This is a genomic window from Kitasatospora sp. NPDC002522, assembly GCF_053595195.1.
The window spans coordinates 40,892-59,144 of sequence record NZ_JBSFXE010000006.1; the positions used below are offsets into that span (position 1 = coordinate 40,892).

Annotated in this window: 15 protein-coding genes; 11 read left to right on the forward strand and 4 right to left on the reverse strand. The window is 74.3% G+C overall.

What is annotated here, in order from left to right; all coding sequences use genetic code 11:
• The first annotated feature begins 6 nt into the window (after positions 1 to 6).
• The 6 genes from ACWD4U_RS06480 to ACWD4U_RS06505 all read left to right on the forward strand — a co-directional run bounded on the left by ACWD4U_RS06480 (position 7) and on the right by ACWD4U_RS06505 (position 6,148).
• A complete protein-coding gene (locus tag ACWD4U_RS06480) occupies positions 7 to 1,848 on the forward strand; it encodes an FAD/NAD(P)-binding protein (RefSeq protein ID WP_363459708.1) in 1,842 nt (613 codons plus the stop codon).
• Positions 1,849 to 3,093 carry a putative PEP-binding protein gene (locus ACWD4U_RS06485; RefSeq protein WP_363459707.1) on the forward strand — a complete coding sequence of 415 codons (1,245 nt, stop codon included), beginning with the start codon at positions 1,849 to 1,851 and terminating at the stop codon, positions 3,091 to 3,093.
• A gap of 34 nt (positions 3,094 to 3,127) precedes the next feature.
• Positions 3,128 to 3,628: a SigE family RNA polymerase sigma factor gene (locus ACWD4U_RS06490; RefSeq protein ID WP_363459706.1), complete on the forward strand. Its 501-nt coding sequence runs from the start codon at positions 3,128 to 3,130 to the stop codon at positions 3,626 to 3,628.
• Complete coding sequence (locus ACWD4U_RS06495; RefSeq protein WP_363459705.1) at positions 3,625 to 4,419, forward strand: hypothetical protein; 795 nt, start codon at positions 3,625 to 3,627, stop codon at positions 4,417 to 4,419. The genes ACWD4U_RS06490 and ACWD4U_RS06495 overlap by 4 nt, the downstream gene beginning before the upstream one ends.
• Before the next feature lie 69 nt (positions 4,420 to 4,488).
• Complete coding sequence (locus ACWD4U_RS06500) at positions 4,489 to 5,073, forward strand: TetR/AcrR family transcriptional regulator (protein WP_363459704.1); 585 nt, start codon at positions 4,489 to 4,491, stop codon at positions 5,071 to 5,073.
• A gap of 94 nt (positions 5,074 to 5,167) precedes the next feature.
• Positions 5,168 to 6,148 (forward strand): zinc-binding dehydrogenase, encoded by a 981-nt coding sequence (locus tag ACWD4U_RS06505; RefSeq protein WP_363459703.1) that lies wholly within the window; start codon positions 5,168 to 5,170, stop codon positions 6,146 to 6,148.
• Between the two features lie 80 nt (positions 6,149 to 6,228).
• Here ACWD4U_RS06505 and ACWD4U_RS06510 read toward each other — a convergent pair whose 3' ends face one another.
• Positions 6,229 to 8,187, reverse strand: a complete 1,959-nt coding sequence (locus tag ACWD4U_RS06510) for a lamin tail domain-containing protein (protein ID WP_363459702.1) — start codon at positions 8,185 to 8,187, stop codon at positions 6,229 to 6,231.
• 212 nt (positions 8,188 to 8,399) lie between these two features.
• Between ACWD4U_RS06510 and ACWD4U_RS06515 the strand changes: the two genes are divergently transcribed.
• The 3 genes from ACWD4U_RS06515 (at position 8,400) to ACWD4U_RS06525 (ending at position 11,622) form a co-directional block, all read left to right on the forward strand.
• Positions 8,400 to 8,843, forward strand: a complete 444-nt coding sequence (locus tag ACWD4U_RS06515; protein ID WP_363459701.1) for a hypothetical protein — start codon at positions 8,400 to 8,402, stop codon at positions 8,841 to 8,843.
• 36 nt (positions 8,844 to 8,879) lie between these two features.
• Entirely contained in the window at positions 8,880 to 10,673 is a 1,794-nt protein-coding gene (locus tag ACWD4U_RS06520) for a hypothetical protein (RefSeq protein ID WP_363459700.1), read from the forward strand.
• Positions 10,674 to 10,752: 79 nt separating this feature from the next.
• The gene (locus ACWD4U_RS06525; RefSeq protein ID WP_449787123.1) at positions 10,753 to 11,622 is read left to right on the forward strand and encodes an LLM class flavin-dependent oxidoreductase; all 870 of its coding nucleotides are present in this window, start codon (positions 10,753 to 10,755) and stop codon (positions 11,620 to 11,622) included.
• Between the two features lie 34 nt (positions 11,623 to 11,656).
• Here the strand turns inward: ACWD4U_RS06525 and ACWD4U_RS06530 are convergent, their stop codons facing one another.
• The 3 genes from ACWD4U_RS06530 to ACWD4U_RS06540 all read right to left on the reverse strand — a co-directional run bounded on the left by ACWD4U_RS06530 (position 11,657) and on the right by ACWD4U_RS06540 (position 15,059).
• The gene (locus ACWD4U_RS06530) at positions 11,657 to 12,934 is read right to left on the reverse strand and encodes a metallophosphoesterase (protein ID WP_449787130.1); all 1,278 of its coding nucleotides are present in this window, start codon (positions 12,932 to 12,934) and stop codon (positions 11,657 to 11,659) included.
• A 119-nt stretch (positions 12,935 to 13,053) separates the two neighbouring features.
• Positions 13,054 to 13,383 (reverse strand): hypothetical protein, encoded by a 330-nt coding sequence (locus ACWD4U_RS06535; RefSeq protein WP_363461073.1) that lies wholly within the window; start codon positions 13,381 to 13,383, stop codon positions 13,054 to 13,056.
• Between the two features lie 20 nt (positions 13,384 to 13,403).
• A complete protein-coding gene (locus ACWD4U_RS06540; protein WP_363461071.1) occupies positions 13,404 to 15,059 on the reverse strand; it encodes a high frequency lysogenization protein HflD in 1,656 nt (551 codons plus the stop codon).
• A gap of 322 nt (positions 15,060 to 15,381) precedes the next feature.
• On the opposite strand from ACWD4U_RS06540, the gene ACWD4U_RS06545 reads away from it, so the two are divergent.
• Together ACWD4U_RS06545 and ACWD4U_RS06550 are read left to right on the forward strand one after the other, a co-directional pair.
• Positions 15,382 to 16,827 (forward strand): DUF4331 domain-containing protein, encoded by a 1,446-nt coding sequence (locus tag ACWD4U_RS06545; protein ID WP_363461069.1) that lies wholly within the window; start codon positions 15,382 to 15,384, stop codon positions 16,825 to 16,827.
• Positions 16,828 to 16,889: 62 nt separating this feature from the next.
• Positions 16,890 to 18,188 carry a tetratricopeptide repeat protein gene (locus tag ACWD4U_RS06550; RefSeq protein ID WP_363461067.1) on the forward strand — a complete coding sequence of 433 codons (1,299 nt, stop codon included), beginning with the start codon at positions 16,890 to 16,892 and terminating at the stop codon, positions 18,186 to 18,188.
• Positions 18,189 to 18,253: the final 65 nt, after the last annotated feature.

Here is an 18,253-nt window from a genome sequence, read left to right on the forward strand (position 1 = left end):
TTCAGCATGAGTCGAACAGGCACCTGTCCCAGGGTCGTGGTGGTCGGAGCCGGCCTGGCCGGCACCGCCACCGCGATCAGAATGCTCCGCTTCGCCCGCCGCCCGGTGGAGATCGTCCTGCTGGAGCGGCGCACCGACTACCGCTCCGCCGGGGTCGCCTACCACCGCGACGGCAACCCCTGGGACCACGTCTTCAACATCCAGGCCGGCCGGATGTCGGTCTTCCGCGAGGACGTCCTCGACTTCGTCCACTGGGCGAACCGGGAAGCCGACCGCGGCGGTTGGCCGTCCCAGTGGATCGACCACGAGTTCACCGAGCAGGGCCCGGCGCCCCGGCGGATCTTCCAGGACTACCTGGAGCAGCGCCTCGCCGAGGCCGCCCGCGACGCCTACCCCGGCGTCCTGCTCACCGAGACCGACGGCGAGGCCCTCGACCTCGCCCCCACCGCCACCGGCTACGACCTGACGATCGGTCAGGACGGCGCCCGGTCCTTACTGCCCGCCGCGCACGTCGTCCTCGCCACCGGCCTGGAACTCAAGGACCTGCCCTTCGCCACCGAGGTCCTCGAACACCCGCGCTTCGTCCGCCACCCCTACTCCGCCGACGGCATCCGCCAGTTGGAGGCGCTGCCCCCCGAGGCGAACGTGGTGATCGTCGGTTCGGTGCTCAGCGCCTACGACTCGGCCGGCCTGCTGCTGCGCCGCGGCCACACCGGCGACATCCGGCTGATCTCCCGCACCGGCACCATGTTCCGCGCCTACCCCGGTGCCCACGAGCACGGTGTCCTGCAACTCCCGTGCCCGGCCGCCCTGCTGGAGCCGTACCGGAACCGCGAGGAGTTCCTGGAACGGGTCCGCGCCGAATGGGAGGCCGCCTGCGCCATCGTCTCCCGCGAGTTCCCCGACGTCGCCCCCCAGGTGGTCGCCGAGCGGGTCTCCAAGGCCTGGGAGCCGCACCTGCCGGCCGCCCTCGAACGCATACCCTCACCCGAACTGCGGGCCCTGCTCGACGAGTTCGGCACCGCGATCGCCGCCATCCGGGTCGGCGCGGTGCAGTACACCATCGAGATCATCGAACGCTCCATGCAGCCCGGCCCGGTCGGCCTGCTGGTCGGCGCCGTCCAGGCGATCACCCCGGTGGCCGCCGACCGGCTGGAGGTGACCGTCGCCACCGCCGACGAGAAGCACACCGTCCAAGCCGACCTGGTGGTCTCCAACTTCGGCCGGGAGACCGACTACCGGCGGGTCGAGCGTCCGCTCTGGCGCAACCTGCTGCGACGCGGCCTCGCCGTCCCGCACGACCGCACCGGACGGGGCCTGGAGGTCGACCACCGCGGCGTCCTGCTCGACCCGGCCGGTCGCCCCGCCGGTCCGCTCACCGCCGTCGGCCCGCTGCGTGAGGGCGACGAGATCGTCCGCAACGGCCGCACCGGTGCCTTCGCCTTCAACCTCGCCGCGATCAAGAACCACTCCATCGCGGTCGCCGCCCACGTCATCGAGCAACTGGAACTGTCGCCCGCTACTTACGAGTTGGCCGAATCCGACACCCCCGACGGCACGTTCGAGGAAGCGGCCGGGCCCTCCTTCGAGCACGCTGTGAAGCTGGAGGTGAGGAGGCTGGCCGCCCGCGACCGCGTGGAACGGGAAGGACTCGACGCCCGCGTGGACGCCCTGATCGGCCCCCTCGCCACCCCGGACGACACCGGGCACCGCCACCGCCGACTGCGGGCCGCGGTCAACCGGTCCGCCGTCCGGCGACTCACCGACGTCTCCGTGACGCCGCGTCAACTGCGGCGGCAACTGGGGATCGCGAGCACCGCGGACGCCGACGAGGACATGGAGGAGTAGTTGAACGGGCGACGGATCCAGGGCTCCCTGCTCACCGGTGCGAACCGGGCCATCCTGCGCGGCACCTGCAACCGCACCAGAGATCCGCAGGCGGGTTCCATCCTGATCGCCCCCAACCTGGAGGCCGGTCTGTACGACGCGATCATCGCGGCCAGCGCCGTCATCTGCGGCGAAGGCGGACAGACCGGCCACATGCAGTCGCTGTGCCGCGGCCGCGGCATCCCGGTGCTCCGGGTCGACGAGGCCGACCTCGCCGCGCTGGTCGGCGAGGTCACCCTCGACCTGGAGAACGCCGCGATCCTGCTCGACCCCGACCCGGCCGCCGAGGCCGCCCCCGTGCCGGAGGCCGCCGCGCCGACCGCCGAGGACCTCGGTGCCGCCTGCGCGGTGATCGCCGACTTCCAGGACATCCGCACCGTCAACTCCTCCGGCCCGAACGCCAAGCGCGTCGACTCCTTCTTCATCCGCGAGGAGTTCCTCTGCCTCGCCGCCGGGCTCAGCCCGCTCGACGCCCTCGACGGCGGGCCCGAGGACACCGCCCGCTACGGCCGGGCGATCGCCGAACGCCTGGTCGCCTTCGTCGAGGAACTCCTCCCCGACCAGCGGCTCATCCTGCGCCTGCTCGACCTGCGGTCCGACCACGCCGCCAGTGTCACCGAACAGGCCCCCGTCGCCGTCGAGCCCAACCCCGAACTCGGCCTGCACGGCGCCCGCTGGCTGCTCGGCTCCACGCCCTACCGGGACGCCCTGCACAGCCTGCTCGACACCCTGCGCACCCGGCTCGGCGACCAGGCGCGGCGGATCCACCTCTCGGTCCCGTTCATCAACGACGCCGACGAGTACACCCAGCTCCGGGCCCACCTCGAACTCCCGGCCGGGACGGCGCTCTCCGTCTTCATCGAGACGCCCGCCGCCGTCCACGCCACCCCGCAGCTGTGCGCCGCCGGCGCCAGCGAGCTCTTCATCGGGGTCAAGGACCTGGTGCAGTTCTACCTGGCCGCCGACCGCGGCAACCACCTGGTCGCCGAGTCCTACCAGACCCGCCACCCGTCCGTCCTCGACGGTGTCCGCCGGGTCGTCGAAGCCGCCCACACCGCCGGCACCGCCGTCCGGGTCTTCTCGCTCGGCGCCGACCTCACCCACTACCTGGCCCAACTCCCCACCCCCGACGGCTACATGATGTGCACCGCCGAACTCGTCGAGGTCCTGCAGCCGCAACCCGCCGATCTCGTGGGCCGCCGCTGACAACCTTTCACCCCCGCCGCGGCGTGTGGCGGGTGTGAGACGACGAACCGAGGACGACGCGTACGCGGCCTTCGTGGAGGCCGCGTGGCACCGGCACCTGCGCACCGCGACGCTGATCACCGGCGACCGGCACCGCGCCGAGGAACTGCTGCAGGACTGCCTGGTGAAGCTGTACCTGCGCTGGCGGCGGGTCGGCACCGACGACCCGCACGCCTACCTGCGGCGGATGCTGGTCAACGGGAACATCAGCTGGTGGCGGCGTCGGCGGCGGGAACTCCTCACCGCCGACCTGCCGGACGGCGAGGCCCGCTCCGGCCTGCCCTACGACGAGGCCGACGAACTGCAGCGCGCGCTGCGGGCCCTGCCCGCCCGGCAGCGCGCCGTCGTCGTGCTCCGGCACATCGAGGACCTCAGCGAGGCGGACACCGCCGCCGTGCTCGGCTGCTCCGTCGGCACCGTCAAGAGCCAGAACTCCCGGGCGATGGCCCGGCTGCGCGGCGCGCTGCTCGCGAACCAGGAGGCTGTCACCGCATGACCACCGACGACGAACGACTCCCCCGGGCCCTACGGGACCTGGCGGACCGTCACCCCGGCGGCGGGCCCGCCCCGGTGGCCGAACTGCTCAGCCGCGGCCGCCGCGCCCGCCGCCTGCGCACCCTCACCGCCACCGCGACGGCGAGCTGCGCGGTCGCGGTGCTCGCCGCCACCACGCTGGTGCTCGCCCCGTCCGGTCCCGCCGCCGCGCCCGTGGCCCCGTCGACCGGCTCCGCGAGCGCCTCGGCGAGCAGTGGCTCGCCCACGCCGTCACCGTCCCCCACGCCGACGGCGCTGACCGCCGCACAGCTGCTGGAGATGCTGCGGGCCAAGCTCCCCCCGAGCCTGCGGCTCAGCGAGCCCTGGACCCACGGGCCGGGCCCGAACGGGCTCGGCGCGTCCACCGGCCCCACCGCGATCAGCGTGGCGGCCGCGTTCACCGTCACCGACGGCGCCCACACCGGGACCGCCGAGATCGAGATCTCCCACGTCGCCCCCGGCAACCGGCCCGACACCTGCGACATCGCCTTCTGCACCGTCACCCCGCAGCCCGGCGGCGGCTCGCTGACCGTCTACCTGCCCGACTACCCCGGCGTCCCGCAGGTCTGGCGCGCCACCCTGCGCCGCCCCGACGGCACCCTGATCACCGCCAGCGCGGGCAACGTCCCCGGCGCAGTCTCCGCCAGCATGGAGCTCTACCCCAACCCCCCGCTCCTCGACGGTCCCCAGCTCACCGCCCTCGCCCTCGACCCCGCCTGGCTCGCCGCCGCCACCGGGCTACCCGCCCTCTAGGGCACCACGGCGCGAGGCGGTGCGTGGTCACGGCTTGTTCTTGAATGGTCGCTCATGTATGTTTCCCGCATGCCCAGGCCTCGCGAGTTCGAACCCGACACCGTGCTGAACCAGGCCATGCTGCGGTTCTGGGAGCGCGGCTACCGGGCCACCTCGATCGAGGACCTGGTGAAGGCCACCGGGGTGAAGCCCGGGAGCATCTACAGCGCGTTCCCCGGGGGCAAGCGCGCGCTGTTCCTGAAGTCGCTGGAGCGCTACTCCACGCTGGTCGTGCCGCAGAAGCTCGGCGAACTGGAGGCGCCGGGCGCCTCGCTGGCGGAGCTCCGCGGCTACTTCGACGGGCTGGTGCGCGACCTGCTCAGCCCCGAGGGCCGGCAGGGCTGCCTCCTGGTCAACACGGCGATCGAGAATGCCGCCGAGGACGACGAGGCGGCCGCCGTGGTCCGCGGCCACCTGGCCCGGCTGGAGCGCTGCATGACCGCGGCCCTGGCCAACGCGCGCGACCTGGGCCAGGTGCGGGACTCCGTGGACCCGGGCGGCAGCGCCAAACTGCTGGTCGCGACCTGCCAGGGCCTGATGGTGGTCGGCAAGGCGAACCCCGACGAGACGGTGCTGCGCGCCATCGTCGGCAACGCCTTCGCCGCCCTCGCCTGACCCGTAGCCGCACTGTCCCTCCTCTGAGCCACCCGCGCGGTGGCTCTCTTTCGCGCCCAATATTTGAACCAGTATTCAAGAATGGAGCCCGATCATGAAGGCCATCGTCATCTCCGCGTACGGCGGTCCCGAGGTGCTCACCGTCGCCGAGCTGCCCGATCCGGTGCCGGCCGACGGCGAAGTCCTGGTCCGGGTCAAGGCGTTCGGCCTCAACCACGCCGAGGCGTACATGCGCGCCGGAGCCTGGGGCGAGGTCGCCGCGGTCACCGGGATCGAGTGCGCCGGGGTGGTCGAGTCCGACCCGTCCGGCCGACTCGCCGCCGGGACCGTCGTGGTGGCGATCCTCGGCGGCATGGGGCGTACCCGCAACGGCAGTTACGCGGAACTGGTGACCGTCCCCGCGGCCAACGTCGTCGCGGTGCGCTCCTCGCTCGGGTGGGCGGAGCTGGCCGCCGTCCCCGAGGTGTACGCGACGGCGTGGAGCGGTCTGTTCGGCAACCTGGACCTGCGCGCGGGCGAGACGCTGCTGGTCCGCGGCGCCACCTCCGCGCTCGGCCAGGCCGCCGTCAACCTCGCCGTCGACCACGGCGCCCGGGTCCTCGCCTGCACCCGCAACCCCGCCCACGCGGCCCTGCTCGAGGGCCTCGGAGCCGACGAGGTCCTGATCGACGACGGCCGGCTCGCCGCCCAGGTCGCGGAGCGGGACCTCGCCGTCGACGCCGTCCTGGACATCGTCGGCAACAGCGTCCTGCGCGACTCGCTGGCCGCCGTCCGGCCCCGTGGCCGGGTCTGCCAGATCGGGTTCCTCGGAGGCTTCGAGCCCGTACCGGACTTCGACCCGATCGCCGACCTCCCCACCGGAGTCCAACTCAGCTTCTTCGCCAGCGCGTTCGTCCTCGGCAGCCCGGCCTTCCCGCTCGCCGACATCCCGCTGGACCGGATCTACGCCAAGGTCGAGGCCGGCACCCTTCGGGCCCGCCCGGTCCGGGTCTTCCCGTTCTCCGACATCGTCGAGGCCCACCGCGTCCTGGAGTCCGGCCGGGCGCTCGGCAAGATGGCCGTCACCGTCGGCTGACCTCTCGTCAGAGTGCGGAAGGGCGAAGGCCCGGACCGTCGGGCGGTCCGGGCCTTCGTCGTCGGGCGGGGATCAGGGGATCAGCAGCGGAAGGTGCCGCTGTAGAGGGCGTGGCCGTAGGACGAGCTGCCCGAGCCGAAGCCGTAGATGCCGTCGTCCGACCAGACCGCCTCGCGGAAGCCGTTGACGCAGGTGGAGGTCGGCGCGAGGGCGAAGCCCTCCAGGTTGTCGACCGGCATGACGGCCGGGTTGCCGTAGGTCACGTCCGGGACGAGCGCGCCACTGGTGTTGACCTTCATGAAGGTGTGGGTCTCGCCGCAGGTGTTGTCACAGGTCGCGACGATGCGCTGGGTCCCGGCGTCGAACATCACGTCCATCACGCCGGCCTTGCCGGTCGCGACGGTGCCGAAGGTGGTGAAGCTGCCGTCGGAGTTCAGGCCGTAGACGTGCAGCGAGCCGTCCCACTCCAGGCCGGCGAAGAACAGGCCCGCGCCGTGCAGCGGGTAGTTCGCCGGGTCGTACGCGGCGCCGGTCAGCGGGTCGACCCAGCCGTTCGCGGTCAGCCAGCTGTCCGGCACGTAGCCGACGCCCTCGAAGCCCAGGTTGGCGTCGTCCTTGCTGCCGGTGTTCAGCTGCGGGAACTGCGCGGTCATGTCCCACTGGTGAAGCGGCGTCAGGGTGCTGCCGGTCGCGGCCGGGTCGAACTCCAGGACGGTGTCCTTCGGGACCGTGTTGTTGGTGTTGTCGCGCTCGGAGGTCACGTAGACGTGGCCGTTGGCGCCGACCGTCAGACCCTCGGAGTCCGGCTGGCCGGAGCCGCCCGAGAAGCGGATCTGCTTGCCGGTCGCGCTCCAGGTCGCGTCCGGGACCCACTTGCCGTTGCTCTTGACCAGCTTGAACAGCCAGTTCTTGTTCTTGGCGGCCCACAGCACCGACGGGTTCGCCGGGTCGAAGGCCAGACCGCTCACGTCCCGGCCCTCGGGACCGGTGGACGTGGTGAACGCGCAGACGTTGTCCGCGATGGTGACGTCCAGCCCACCCGGCCAGGCCAGGGTGCCCGACGGGGTGGAACCCGTACCGCCGGGGGCCTCGGGGGTGCAGCCGCTGGTGAGCGCGCCGCCGCCACCCAGCAGCTGGCCCGTCTGGCCGCCGCCTCCGCCGCTGCCCGAGCAGGAGTTCGCGGCGCCGAACGTCGCGGTCGCGGCGGTCTGGAAGCCGGGGGTGCACCGCTCGTCCGACGGCGTGGCGCCGTTGGCCGCCCAGGTCACCGAGTCGATGGTGTTGCCGCTGCCGTCGATCAGGAACAGCGAGTCGTTGCCGCCCAGGCCGATGGTGGAGCTGAACGTGACGTAGCCGCCCGCGGGGATGCTGGTCGCGCTCGGCGAGGAGGACGAGATCGACGCCGCGGAGTGCGTGGTGTCGTTGTCGACGTACTTCCACGAACCGATGCTGACCGCGCTGGTCCCGCTGTTGTACAGCTCCACGGTGTCCGCGCCGTCCGAGCTGACCTCGTTGATCCGGACCTTGCTCGCCGCCGGCACCGACGGGCAGCCGGAGGCGTTCGCGGAGCCGAACGTGGTCGCCGTGGTCACGGTCACCCACGTCCCGATGCCGTCGCCGCCGCACCGGGCCATCGCCGGCTTCGCCTTGCCGCTCGCCCACTCCACGCGGTCGACCACCGTGCCGTCGGCCGTGTAGATCACCAGCTTGTCGACGTCACCGAGGCCCTTGGGCGAGTTGAAGGTGACGAAACCGCCGGCCGCGATCGTGCTGGACGACGGGCTGAACGACTGCGGCGAGAAGCTGTCGTCGGACATCTTCCAGCCGCTGATGCTCACCGCCGTGGAGCCGGCGTTGAACAGCTCCACCGTGTCGTTGTTCGAGGAGGTGACCTCGTTGATCCGAACGTTCTGGTAACCGGTCGGATCCGCGGCCGCCGCGGGCTGCGCGACCAGCAGCCCGGTGACAGCCAGTCCGGAAAACGTCAGAGCCGTGGCGCACGCAGAGGCGACGCCGACACGCGAGTGTGAGTTAGGCACGGGGCGGAACTCTCGTGATCCGACGTGGAAACGGCGTGTACTCCGGCTGAATGCCGTCCGCTGACCTCCGGAACGCCAGGCGCACCGCCTCCCGCCCCGGCCCACGACGACACATCCGTCACCTGCGTTGACTCCTGTCCGCGGTGAGGTCACACCGTGACGGCCGAACCTCACGCCTACGGGGTGACCGCTTCGAGAGACCGGAGGTCATCATGACGACCACACGTGAGGTGGAGTCCGAGACCCGCCCCGCCGCCGACACCGCCGTCCGCGAACTGGCCGGGGACTTCGTCACGTTCCTGGAGTCCGGGACGCCGCCGGCCGGGCTGTTCGCTCGCGACGTCTTCTGCGACTTCACGATGCCGCAGTGGCGGCTGCAGGCGAGGGGCGTCGACGACGTGGTCGCGCTGCGCCTGGCCGGGCACCCGGGGCCGGGGCGGGTGCCCCGGACGCGGTTCGACGCGACCGCCACGGGCTTCGTGCTGGAGGTCGAGGAGCGCTGGGAGCAGGACGGGGAGTCCTGGTACTGCCGGGAGCTGTTCCGCGCCGACGTCGCCGACGGGTCGATCCGCGAGCTGTCGGTCTACTGCACCGGCGACTGGGACCGCGCCCGCGTCACCGCCCACGCGCAGGCCGTCCGCCTCCTGCGCGCCTGACCGCCACCGGCGGCCCCCGACCGTACGATCGCCCGCATGGAGGCCGAGTCGGCGCCGGCCGCCGCCACCCGGCGCAGGCTGCTGGCGGCCTACGAGCGGGCGCGGGAGACGGGCGACGCCGAGCTGATGGCCGTGGCCGCGCTCGATCTGCCGTCCGCCCTGCGGTTCGGCGTCCACCCGGGACAGATCCCGGCGCTGATCCACCAGGCGTACGCGGCCGCCGTCACCCCGGTGAGCCGCTGCCGCCTGGCCGCCGCCCTGGCCCGGGCCTGGGTGTACGGCGGCGACGCCGCACGGGCGACGGCCTTCGCCCGGGAGGCGGTGGCCCTCGCGGACGAGCTGGGCGATCCCGACGTCCTCGCCGAGGCGCTGGACGCCGCACTGGTCGCGCACTGGGGACCCGACGACTTCGCCGAGCGCCGGGCCCTCGCCGAGCGCCTGGCCGACACGACGGCCCATCTCACCGACCCCGAACGCCGGTTGACCGGCCACCTGTGGCGGCTGACCACGGCCTGGGAGAGCCTGGACGTGGTCGCCGTGCAGCGCCAACTGCGCGCGCTCGACACGCTCGCCGAGGAGTCCGGCCGGGCACGCCACGCCTTCTTCGCCGCATCGCGCCGCGCCGCGTTCGCCCTGGTCAGCGGCGATGTCGCGGTGGCCGACCGACTCCTCGCCGCGGCCCGCGACTTCGGCGCCCGGGCCGCCGAACCCGACCTGGAGGCGGTGGTCCACGCCCTCACCGCCGCCCGGGCCCGCCGGCTCGGCGACATCGCGACGCTCCGTCAGGAGGCCGCTGCCTTCGAGGAGTTCGGCGACGTCGAGGCCGTGCCGTCGGTGTCCGCCGAGGCCGCCGTGCTCCGGCTGGCCGCCGGCGAGGCCGAGCGGGCGCTGCGCCTGCTCGACCGCCTCGCGGGCGCGGGATTCGCCACCGTGGCCCGCGACGTCGACTTCCTGCTCGTCGTCGCCTGCCTCACCGAGGTCGCGGCGGCCCTGCACCGCCGCGACCTCGCCGCCGAGGGCGCCCGGCTCCTGGCGCCCTTCGCCGGCCGAGCCGTGCTCAACGCCGGCGCGGTCACCTTCCACGGCGTGGTCGACGACTACCTGCACCGCGCGCAGGCGGCCCTCGGCCTGCCCGGCGCCGCCGACTCGCGCCGCGCCGCGGCCACCGCCTACCAGCGCATCGGTGCCACCTGGTGGCTGGACCGCCTCGCCGCGCCCGCCCCGCCCCCGGCGGCGCGCTCCCGCACCGTCCACCTGCACCCGTTCCACCGGGCCGACGGGCCCGGCTGGCTGGTCGGCGACGACGGCGCGGCGTTCGCGCTGCCCGACCTCAAGGGCCTGCACTACCTGCACGCGCTGCTCGGCAGCCCCGGGACCGACCTCGGCGCGCTCGACCTGTCCGCCGCGGCAGCCGGCCACTCCGGGGTCGCCGTCACCGAGTCCGACACCGCGGAGATCGCCGACCGGCAGGCCCTCGCCGCCTACCGCCGCCGCCTGCACGAGATCGACGCCGAACTCGACGCCGCCGCCTCCTGGTCCGACCAGGCCGGCCTCGACCGTCTCCGACCGGAACGCGAGGCACTCCTCGCCGAGATCCGCACCGCCACCGGCCTCGGCGGCCGACCGCGCCGCTTCGGCTCCACCGACGAACGCGCCAGAGTCGCCGTCCGCAAAGCCCTCGTCGCCGCCCTCGACCGCATCGCGAGCCACGACCCCACCCTGGCCAGACTCCTCCGCGACACCGTCCACACGGGCAGCACCTGCCGCTACGACCCGGACCCCGCCCGCCCGGTGACCTGGCTGCTCACCGCGCCGAAGGCCGACGGGTAGCCGGCCGCACCTCGCGCGCGCGGCTGACCCGCCGTCAGGGGGCTGCGCACGGACGTGTACAGAGGTAGTTTGGCCGCCCATGACGGCCTTTCGAATCGGTGTGATGTACGACCGCTCCTGGGACCCGGCCGGGTTGCCCGCCTTCGCGCGGGAAGTCGAGGCGCTCGGGGCGGACGACCTCTGGGTCGTCGAGGACCTGGGCTGGAACGGCGGGATCTCGGCGGCGGCGGTGGCCCTCGCGGCGACCGGGCGGCTGCGGGTCGGCATCGGCATCGCGCCCGCCCCGCTGCGCAGCCCCGCGCTGCTGGCGATGGAGGTGGCCACCCTCGCCCGGGTCTTCCCGGGCCGGCTGGTGGCCGGGATCGGCCATGGCGTCCGCGAGTGGATGCGGCAGGTCGGCGTCGCCCCGCGCTCGCCGCTGTCCCTGCTGGAGGAGACCCTGACGGCGGTGCGCGGGCTGCTGCGCGGCGAGCGCGTCACCGTGGACGGGCGTGAACTGCACATCGACGGCGTCGAGTTGGTCCACCCGCCGGAGAAGGACGCGGTGCCCCCGGTGATCGCCGGCGTGGTCTCGCCCAAGTCCCTGGAACTGGCCGGCCGCGCCGCCCAGGGCACCCTGGTGGCCGAGGGCCACGGCCCGGACGACCTCCGCACGGTCCGCGCCGCCGCGGAGCGCGGCGGCGCGGACGCCGAGCACACCATCACCGCCTTCACCTTCCTGGGCGTCGGCGAGGCGGCGGCTCCGGCCCTGCGCGACGCCGTCGCCGGCCACGCGCAGTGGCTGGGCCGCGACGAGTCGGCGACCTTCGCGGCCGGCGGTACGGCGGCCGAGGCCGCGGCGGCGCTCCGCGCCCTCGGCGCCGCGGGCGCCCAGACCGTGGTGGTCCGGGTCTGCGGACCGGAACCGCTCGCCCAACTGCGCGAGGTCCTGGCGGCCCTCGGCCGCTGAGCCGGCCGGCCCGCCCCGGGTGACGCGCCGTCGGCTACGACGCTTCGGTCGGCGCGTCGCCCGCGCGCAGGGTGAGCAGGGTGATCTCGCTCGGTGCGAACACCCGGAACGGCGGGCCCCAGAAGCCGGTGCCGCGACTGGTGTAGAGCTGGGTGCGCTCCCCGTGCCGGCTCAGGCCGTGCACCACCGGCTGGTCCAGGCGGACCAGGAAGTTGAACGGCCAGATCTGGCCGCCGTGGGTGTGCCCGGAGACCTGGAGGTCGACGCCGGCCGCGGCGGCCTGCGGGACGAACTTCGGCTGGTGGGCGACGAGCAGCACCGGACGGTCGGGGTCCGCGCCCTCCAGCGCGCCGAGCAGGTTCGCGCGGTGACCGGCCAGGCCGGAGGACGCCGCAGTGACGTCGTCCACCCCGGCGAGCACCAGGGCGTCCCCGCCGCGCTCCACCACGACGTGCCGGTTGTGCAGCGGCTCCCAGCCCAGCTCCGCCATCCGGTCCAGCCAGCCCTGGGCCTCCCCGCCGTACTCGTGGTTCCCCGTCACGTAGACCCGGGCCAGCCGCGCGCGGACCGCCCCGAGCGGCGCGGACTGCTCCCGACGCTGGGCGGGGGTGCCGTCCGCGATGTCCCCGGCGTGCACCACGACGTCCGCGTCGAGCGCGTTGACCGCCTCGGTGACCCGGGCGGACCAGGCCGCCCGGTCGATCGGCCCGTAGTGGGTGTCGGCCAGCACCACGACCCGCGTGCCGTCGAGGCCTGCCCCGAGGCGCGGGACATGCACGTCCAGCCGCCGCACCCGGGGCACCCGCATCGCCTCGTAGTGTCCCCAGCCCAGCAATCCGGCCGACACCGCGGCGACGGCCAGGGCCACGAGCCGGGCCCGCCCGGCGCCGCCCACGTCGAGCCCGACCAGCACGAGGTCGACCAGGCCGCCCAGTACCGACCAGGTGAACAGCACCCACATCACGCCGAGCGAGGTGTCCGCGAGCCGCGCCGCCCGGTCGACCCGCCGCGGCCCGTGCCCCGCGACCATCAGCAGGGGGAAGCAGACCAGCCACGCGGCGAGGACCACCGTGCCGGCGACGGAGACCGGCCACGGCCAGCCGGCCGAGCCGAACAGCATCCACCAGGGCGGGAGGCACAGCAGCAGGAGGACGGCCACCAGCACGGCCACCCGCCGCCACCGCCCGCTTCCTCCCCTGCCCGAAATCCGCGCCCGCGGCCCGGGCACCGCCGCCCGGGACCCGTCCGGGTCCGTCCGGGCCAAGGATTCGCTGTCTGTCACGTCGCCGCCCCTCACGTCAGGTGCCGCCATCATCCGCCAAACGGCGGACCGCGAACGGCGGAGGGGGGACGGCCGAGGGGGACGGGGCCCGTGCTGCCGGCGGGGGAGACCATCCGATCGGCGCAACGGCGGTTCGGAGCGGGTCGGGATCAGCGCGGTTCGAGGTGGGCGGGGTCGCCGCCGAGCCGGGTGTAGAGCTGCTGCCAGGCACGGTCCGCCGCCGTGGGCGGCTTCCCGTCGCAGTAGGGCGTGCGGCCGTTGGCGGTGTAGTAGCGCATCATCTCCAGCACCGCGGTGGTGTCGGCGCTCCGGCCGGCGGTGTACCGCTCGGCGGGTTCGCGGGTCTGGTGCGCGAGGCAGCTGGGTGACGGCGTGGCGGGCTGGGTGTCGAGGCTGCCGCGGCTCGGGCCGGCGCAGCCGGCCAGGAACAGGACGGGCAGCGCGGCGAGGACGAGGCACCGGGTGGGCGTCGTGCGCATGGGGTTCTCCCGACAGGTCGTCAGAGGGCGGACGGCAGGCTGCGCAGGACCATGCCCGCGCCGACGGCGAGCACCAGCAACGCGGTCAGCACGGCGCCGTACGCGCCGAGGTTCCGAAGGCGGGCGAGCGCCGGGCGGGCGGTGAGCGGTCCCAGCCGGTGGCCGAGGCCGACCAGCAGCAGGCCCGCTCCGGTGAGGGTCGCGGCCATGCCGACCCCGTAGCCGATCACCAGGGCCACGCCGAACAGGGTGCGGCCGAGGGCCACCGCACCGAGCAGCACCACCAGGGCGGAGGGGCTCGGCACCAGCCCGCCGGCGACCCCCAGGCCGATCAGCCTGCGACGGTCCGTTCCCGGGTCCCGCCCGTGGTGGTGGCCGAACAGTCCGTGGTGGTGCCCGTGGTCGTGCGCGTGGTCGTGGTCGTGCCCGTGCCCGTGCCCGTGCCCGTGCCCGTGCTCGTGGTGGTCGTGCCCATGCCCGTGCCCGTGCCCGTGGTGGTGGGTGGCGGGCGGGTCGGTGCGGCCGGTGGCCGTGCCGGCCAGGACGGGTTGCGGTTCGGGCTGTCGCTGCTCCGCGATCTCCGGTAGCTGCGCCGTGGCGGGGCCCCGGCGGCGTGACCGCACCGCGTCCCTCAGCAGCAGCGCGCCGACGAGGAGCACCAGGGCGCCGCTGAGGGCGCCGAGGCGGGCCAGCAGGCGGTCGCCGGCGAGTGCGGAGAACGTGGTCAGCAGCAGTCCGGTGACCAGGACGCCCGCGGTGTGCGTGACGGTGACGGTGGCGCCCACCGTGACGGCGTCGCGCGGGCGGCCCCGCTTCCCGGCGAGGTAGGCGGCCATGACGGTCTTGCCGTGGCCGGGCAGCAGGGCGTGGCCCGCGCCGAGGACGACCGAGAGCAGGACGGCGAGCAGACCCAGGGGCAGGGTCAGGTGCCGGGCGGTGCCGAGGGCGGCCAGCCGGGCGTCGAGCGCGGCCAGCCAGGCGTTCGCGCCGGTGGCGGTCGCACCCCAGGCGCGTGCGGCGGCTCCCGGACCTGCGCCGGGACGGGCGTGGAAGGCGGCGGTCGTGACGCCCGCGGGTGTGTCCAGCAAGTCCCGCGGGTAGTCGCGCAGTTCACGGCTGACGGACGCGGCCGGGACGTCGGAGCGGTCCACGGTGACGCCGTCACCCGCGGCGGTGATCTCGTTCCAGCCGACCCGCGACGGGTCCGCCCCGGTCTCGACGCGGAAGTCCGTGCCGTCCTGCGCGGGGTGCCGGTCGGTGTGCAGCCGGCATTCGAGGCGGCTGGTGCGCAGGCCCGCCGCGCCGTCCTGGTAGGTGAACGAGGCCGCGGTGACGGTCCACGGTGCGGGGTCGCCGCCGGCGGTGAGGCGGATCCGGTGGGCGGCATCCTCGCACTGACGGGTGGCGTGGGCGGCGCGTTCGCCGTCGTCGACGGTGCCGTCGCGGTCGGTGTCGGTGGCGTCCTGCGCCTGCAGGGTGGGGATCTCGGCCAGGTCGGTGACGGCGAGGGCGTCGACGCCCTCGGCGGCGACGGTGAGCCCGAGGTAGTGGTTGACCGAGAAGTTGCCGAGCGGGTGGGCCAGCGCGGCGGGGGCGGACAGCGCGGTCACGGCGAGGGCGGCGGCGAGGGCCGCGCCGGTTCGGGCGAGGGTGCGACGGGTTCGGCGGACTGCCACGCAAGGCCTCCGGGAGCGGAACGGCGGTGGGCGCGGGTGCCCCGTGCGGGCCGGCGGCGCGGCAGGGTTTCGGCGCTGGGCCCGCACACTGTCGCGGCCGGGCGATCACCGTGTCCACCGGCGCGGCCGGGCCACGCGGCCGGACGGGTGATCGAAGTGGGCCGTAAGGGTGGCCGGGCCCGACCGGCGCCCCGTCTGCGACGAACCGCGAACGACGGCGGAGGACAGTACGAGTCGGCCGACCGCCGGACGACACCCCCACCCACCGCATCCCGTACGGACACGGACCACCGTTCCGTGTCAAGGAAATCGGAGACTCCTGATGAGCCTTCTTGGCCGATCCGCCCGCCGCCGCCCGGCGGCCCGCGGGGCAGCGATCCTCACCGCCCTCGCCCTCGGCATGGCCGGCACCGCCCTGCTCGGCGCGGGCGCCGGCACCTCGTCGGCGTCCAGCCACCGCGAGGCCCCGCTGATCGCCGCCGACCCGCAGGTCGACAACACCGACGTGTACGCCTTCACCAGCCCGGACAACCCCGACACCGTCACGCTGATCGCCAACTGGCTGCCGTTCCAGGAGCCCAACGGCGGCCCGAACTTCTACCCCTGGGCGGACGGCGCGCACTACGACGTCAACATCGACTCCCAGGGCACCGGCCACCCGGACCTGACCTACCGGTGGACCTTCCACACCGAGGACCTCCGCGGCACCGACACCTTCCTCTACGACAACGGGCCGGTGAACAACCTCTCCGACCCGACCCTGCGCTTCCACCAGTACTACACGCTCCAGGAACTGCGGCCCGACTGCGAACCGGTCACCCTCGTCGAGCACGGCCAGGCCGCGCCGTCCGACACCGGCCGAGCCTCGATGCCCGACTACGGCCGGCTGCGCCAGCAGGCCACCGTCCAACTCCCGGGCGGCGGGCAGACCGTGGCCACCCAGGCCGCCGACCCGTTCTTCCTCGACCTGCGGGTCTTCGACCTGCTGTACGGCGGCAACCTCTCCGAGGTCGGCCAGAACACGCTGGCCGGATACAACGTCAACTCCGTTGCCCTGCAGATCCCCAAGACCCGCCTCGCCTACAAGGGCGACCCGAACCGCAACCCCGTCATCGGCATCTGGTCGAGCACCGAGAAGCAGACCCTGAAGCTCAGCCCCGGCAAAGCCGACCCGGCCGGCAAGTACGTGCAGGTCTCCCGCCTCGGCAACCCGCTGGTCAACGAGGTCGTCCTCCCGGCCGGGCTGAAGGACGCCTTCAACGCGCTGCCCCCGTCCGAGGACCACAACCAGCCCGCCGTCGTCGCCAAAGTCCTCGACCCCGAGGTGCCCAAGCTGGTCCAGGCGATCTACGGGCTGCCCGCGCCCGCCACGCCGCGCACCGACCTGCAGGAGATCTTCCTGACCGGCATCGCCAAGGCCGCGAACGGCCCGTTCGCCGTCGACCTGAACTCCCAGCTGATGAACCAGGACATCGACCCGAAGCGGTTCGTCCCCGCCGAGGAGCTGCGCCTCAACCTGACCACCCCGGTGACGCCGAACCCGGACCGCCTCGGCATCCTCAACGGCGACTTCCAGGGCTTCCCCAACGGCCGCCGCCTCACCGACGACGTCCTCGACATCGCGCTGCAGGTCGTCGAAGGCGCCACTCCGGGCCACCTGATCGCCGCACTCGCCGCCGGGGACAAGGTCGACACCACCGACAAGCCGTTCGGCGCGACCTTCCCCTACCTCGCCCTGCCCTACGACAAGGCCGTCAACCAGAAGTGACACCCCAGTGCGGCGGCCCGCCCCGGGGCCGCCGCCCGCTCCTCGCCCGAGGGAAACCCGCCGTGCGCCGCCTGCCCCTGCTGCTGACCGCCGCCGCCCTGTGCGCCGGCCTCGCCTACGCCGGCACCCTCACCGGCCGGCCGACGCCCGCCCGCGTGCCCACCGCACCGCACGCCGCACCGCCCGCGAGGTCCACCCTGAGCGCGGCGATCGACGCCGACCAGCGGCACCTGCGCTCCCGCCCGGAGGACGCCCCGGTCTGGGCGAGGCTCGGCGGCGAGTACGTCGAGCAGGCCCGGCTGACCGCGGACGCCTCGTACTACCCGAAGGCCGACGAAGCGCTGCACCGCTCGCTCACCCTCGCCCCCACGGACAACACCGACGCACTCACCGGCCTCGGCGCGCTCGCCAACGCCCGCCACCGCTTCGCCGACGCCGCCGACTACGCCCAGCGGGCCCTCACCGCCGCGCCGCTGCACTGGCCGGCCTGGGCCGTCCTCACCGACGCCCGCACCCAGCTCGGCGACGACACCGGCGCCACCGAAGCCGCCCAGCACCTCCTCGACCTCCACCCGGGCACCGCGTCCTTCACCCGCGCCGCCTACGACCTGGAGCAGCGCGGCCGCCCCGAGGACGCCCAGAACGCCCTGCGCCAGGCCCTCGCCGGCGCCTACGACCCCGCTGACCAGGCGTTCTGCCGGTACCAGATCGCCGAACTCGACCGGAACGCCGGCCGCCCGGCCGACGCCCTCGACGGCTACCGGCGCGCCCTGGCCGCCGACCCGGCGTACACCGCCGCCCTGGCCGGCCAGGCCCGCGCCGAAGCGGCGCTAGGCCGCACCGACGACGCCCTCGCGCACTACGCACAGGCCACGGCCAAGGTGCCCCTGCCCCAGTACCTCCTCGAACTCGGCGAACTCCAGGAGTCCCTCGGTCACCGCGAGCAGGCCCAGGAGCAGTACCGGCTGCTGCGCGCCGAGTCCGACCTGGCCGCCGCGAGCGGCGTCGTCGACGACCTGACCCTCGGTCAGTTCGAGGCCGACCACGGCGACCCCGCCGCGGCCGTCCGGCTGCTCCGGGCCGAATGGGACCGCCGCCACAACGTCCTGGTCGCCGACGCCCTCGCCTGGGCCCTGCACCGCACCGGCGCCGACCACGAGGCACTCGGCTACACCGACCTGGCGCTGGCCCACGGCTGGCACAACGCCCTGTTCCTCTACCACCGCGGCGCGATCGAACAAGCCCTCGGCCGCACCGCCGACGCCCGCACGCACCTGTCCCAAGCCCTCGCCACCGACCCGCAGTTCAACCCGCTCCAGGCCCCGGCGGCGCGCACCGCCCTCGCCGCGCGGACGCCCTGAGCGCCACCGGAACGAACCCGGCCGGTCACGGCCCGGGGGCGTGCCGGGCCGATCTCGGGCGTAAT

Coding starts and splice junctions, on each gene's coding strand:
- ACWD4U_RS06480 (WP_363459708.1), top strand. CDS start 7: ATGAGTCGAACAGGCACCTGTCCCAGGGTCGTGGTGGTCGGAGCCGGC.
- ACWD4U_RS06495 (WP_363459705.1), top strand. CDS start 3,625: ATGACCACCGACGACGAACGACTCCCCCGGGCCCTACGGGACCTGGCG.
- ACWD4U_RS06500 (WP_363459704.1), top strand. CDS start 4,489: ATGCCCAGGCCTCGCGAGTTCGAACCCGACACCGTGCTGAACCAGGCC.
- ACWD4U_RS06505 (WP_363459703.1), top strand. CDS start 5,168: ATGAAGGCCATCGTCATCTCCGCGTACGGCGGTCCCGAGGTGCTCACC.
- ACWD4U_RS06515 (WP_363459701.1), top strand. CDS start 8,400: ATGACGACCACACGTGAGGTGGAGTCCGAGACCCGCCCCGCCGCCGAC.
- ACWD4U_RS06520 (WP_363459700.1), top strand. CDS start 8,880: ATGGAGGCCGAGTCGGCGCCGGCCGCCGCCACCCGGCGCAGGCTGCTG.
- ACWD4U_RS06525 (WP_449787123.1), top strand. CDS start 10,753: ATGACGGCCTTTCGAATCGGTGTGATGTACGACCGCTCCTGGGACCCG.
- ACWD4U_RS06530 (WP_449787130.1), bottom strand. CDS start 12,934: ATGGCGGCACCTGACGTGAGGGGCGGCGACGTGACAGACAGCGAATCC.
- ACWD4U_RS06535 (WP_363461073.1), bottom strand. CDS start 13,383: ATGCGCACGACGCCCACCCGGTGCCTCGTCCTCGCCGCGCTGCCCGTC.
- ACWD4U_RS06545 (WP_363461069.1), top strand. CDS start 15,382: ATGAGCCTTCTTGGCCGATCCGCCCGCCGCCGCCCGGCGGCCCGCGGG.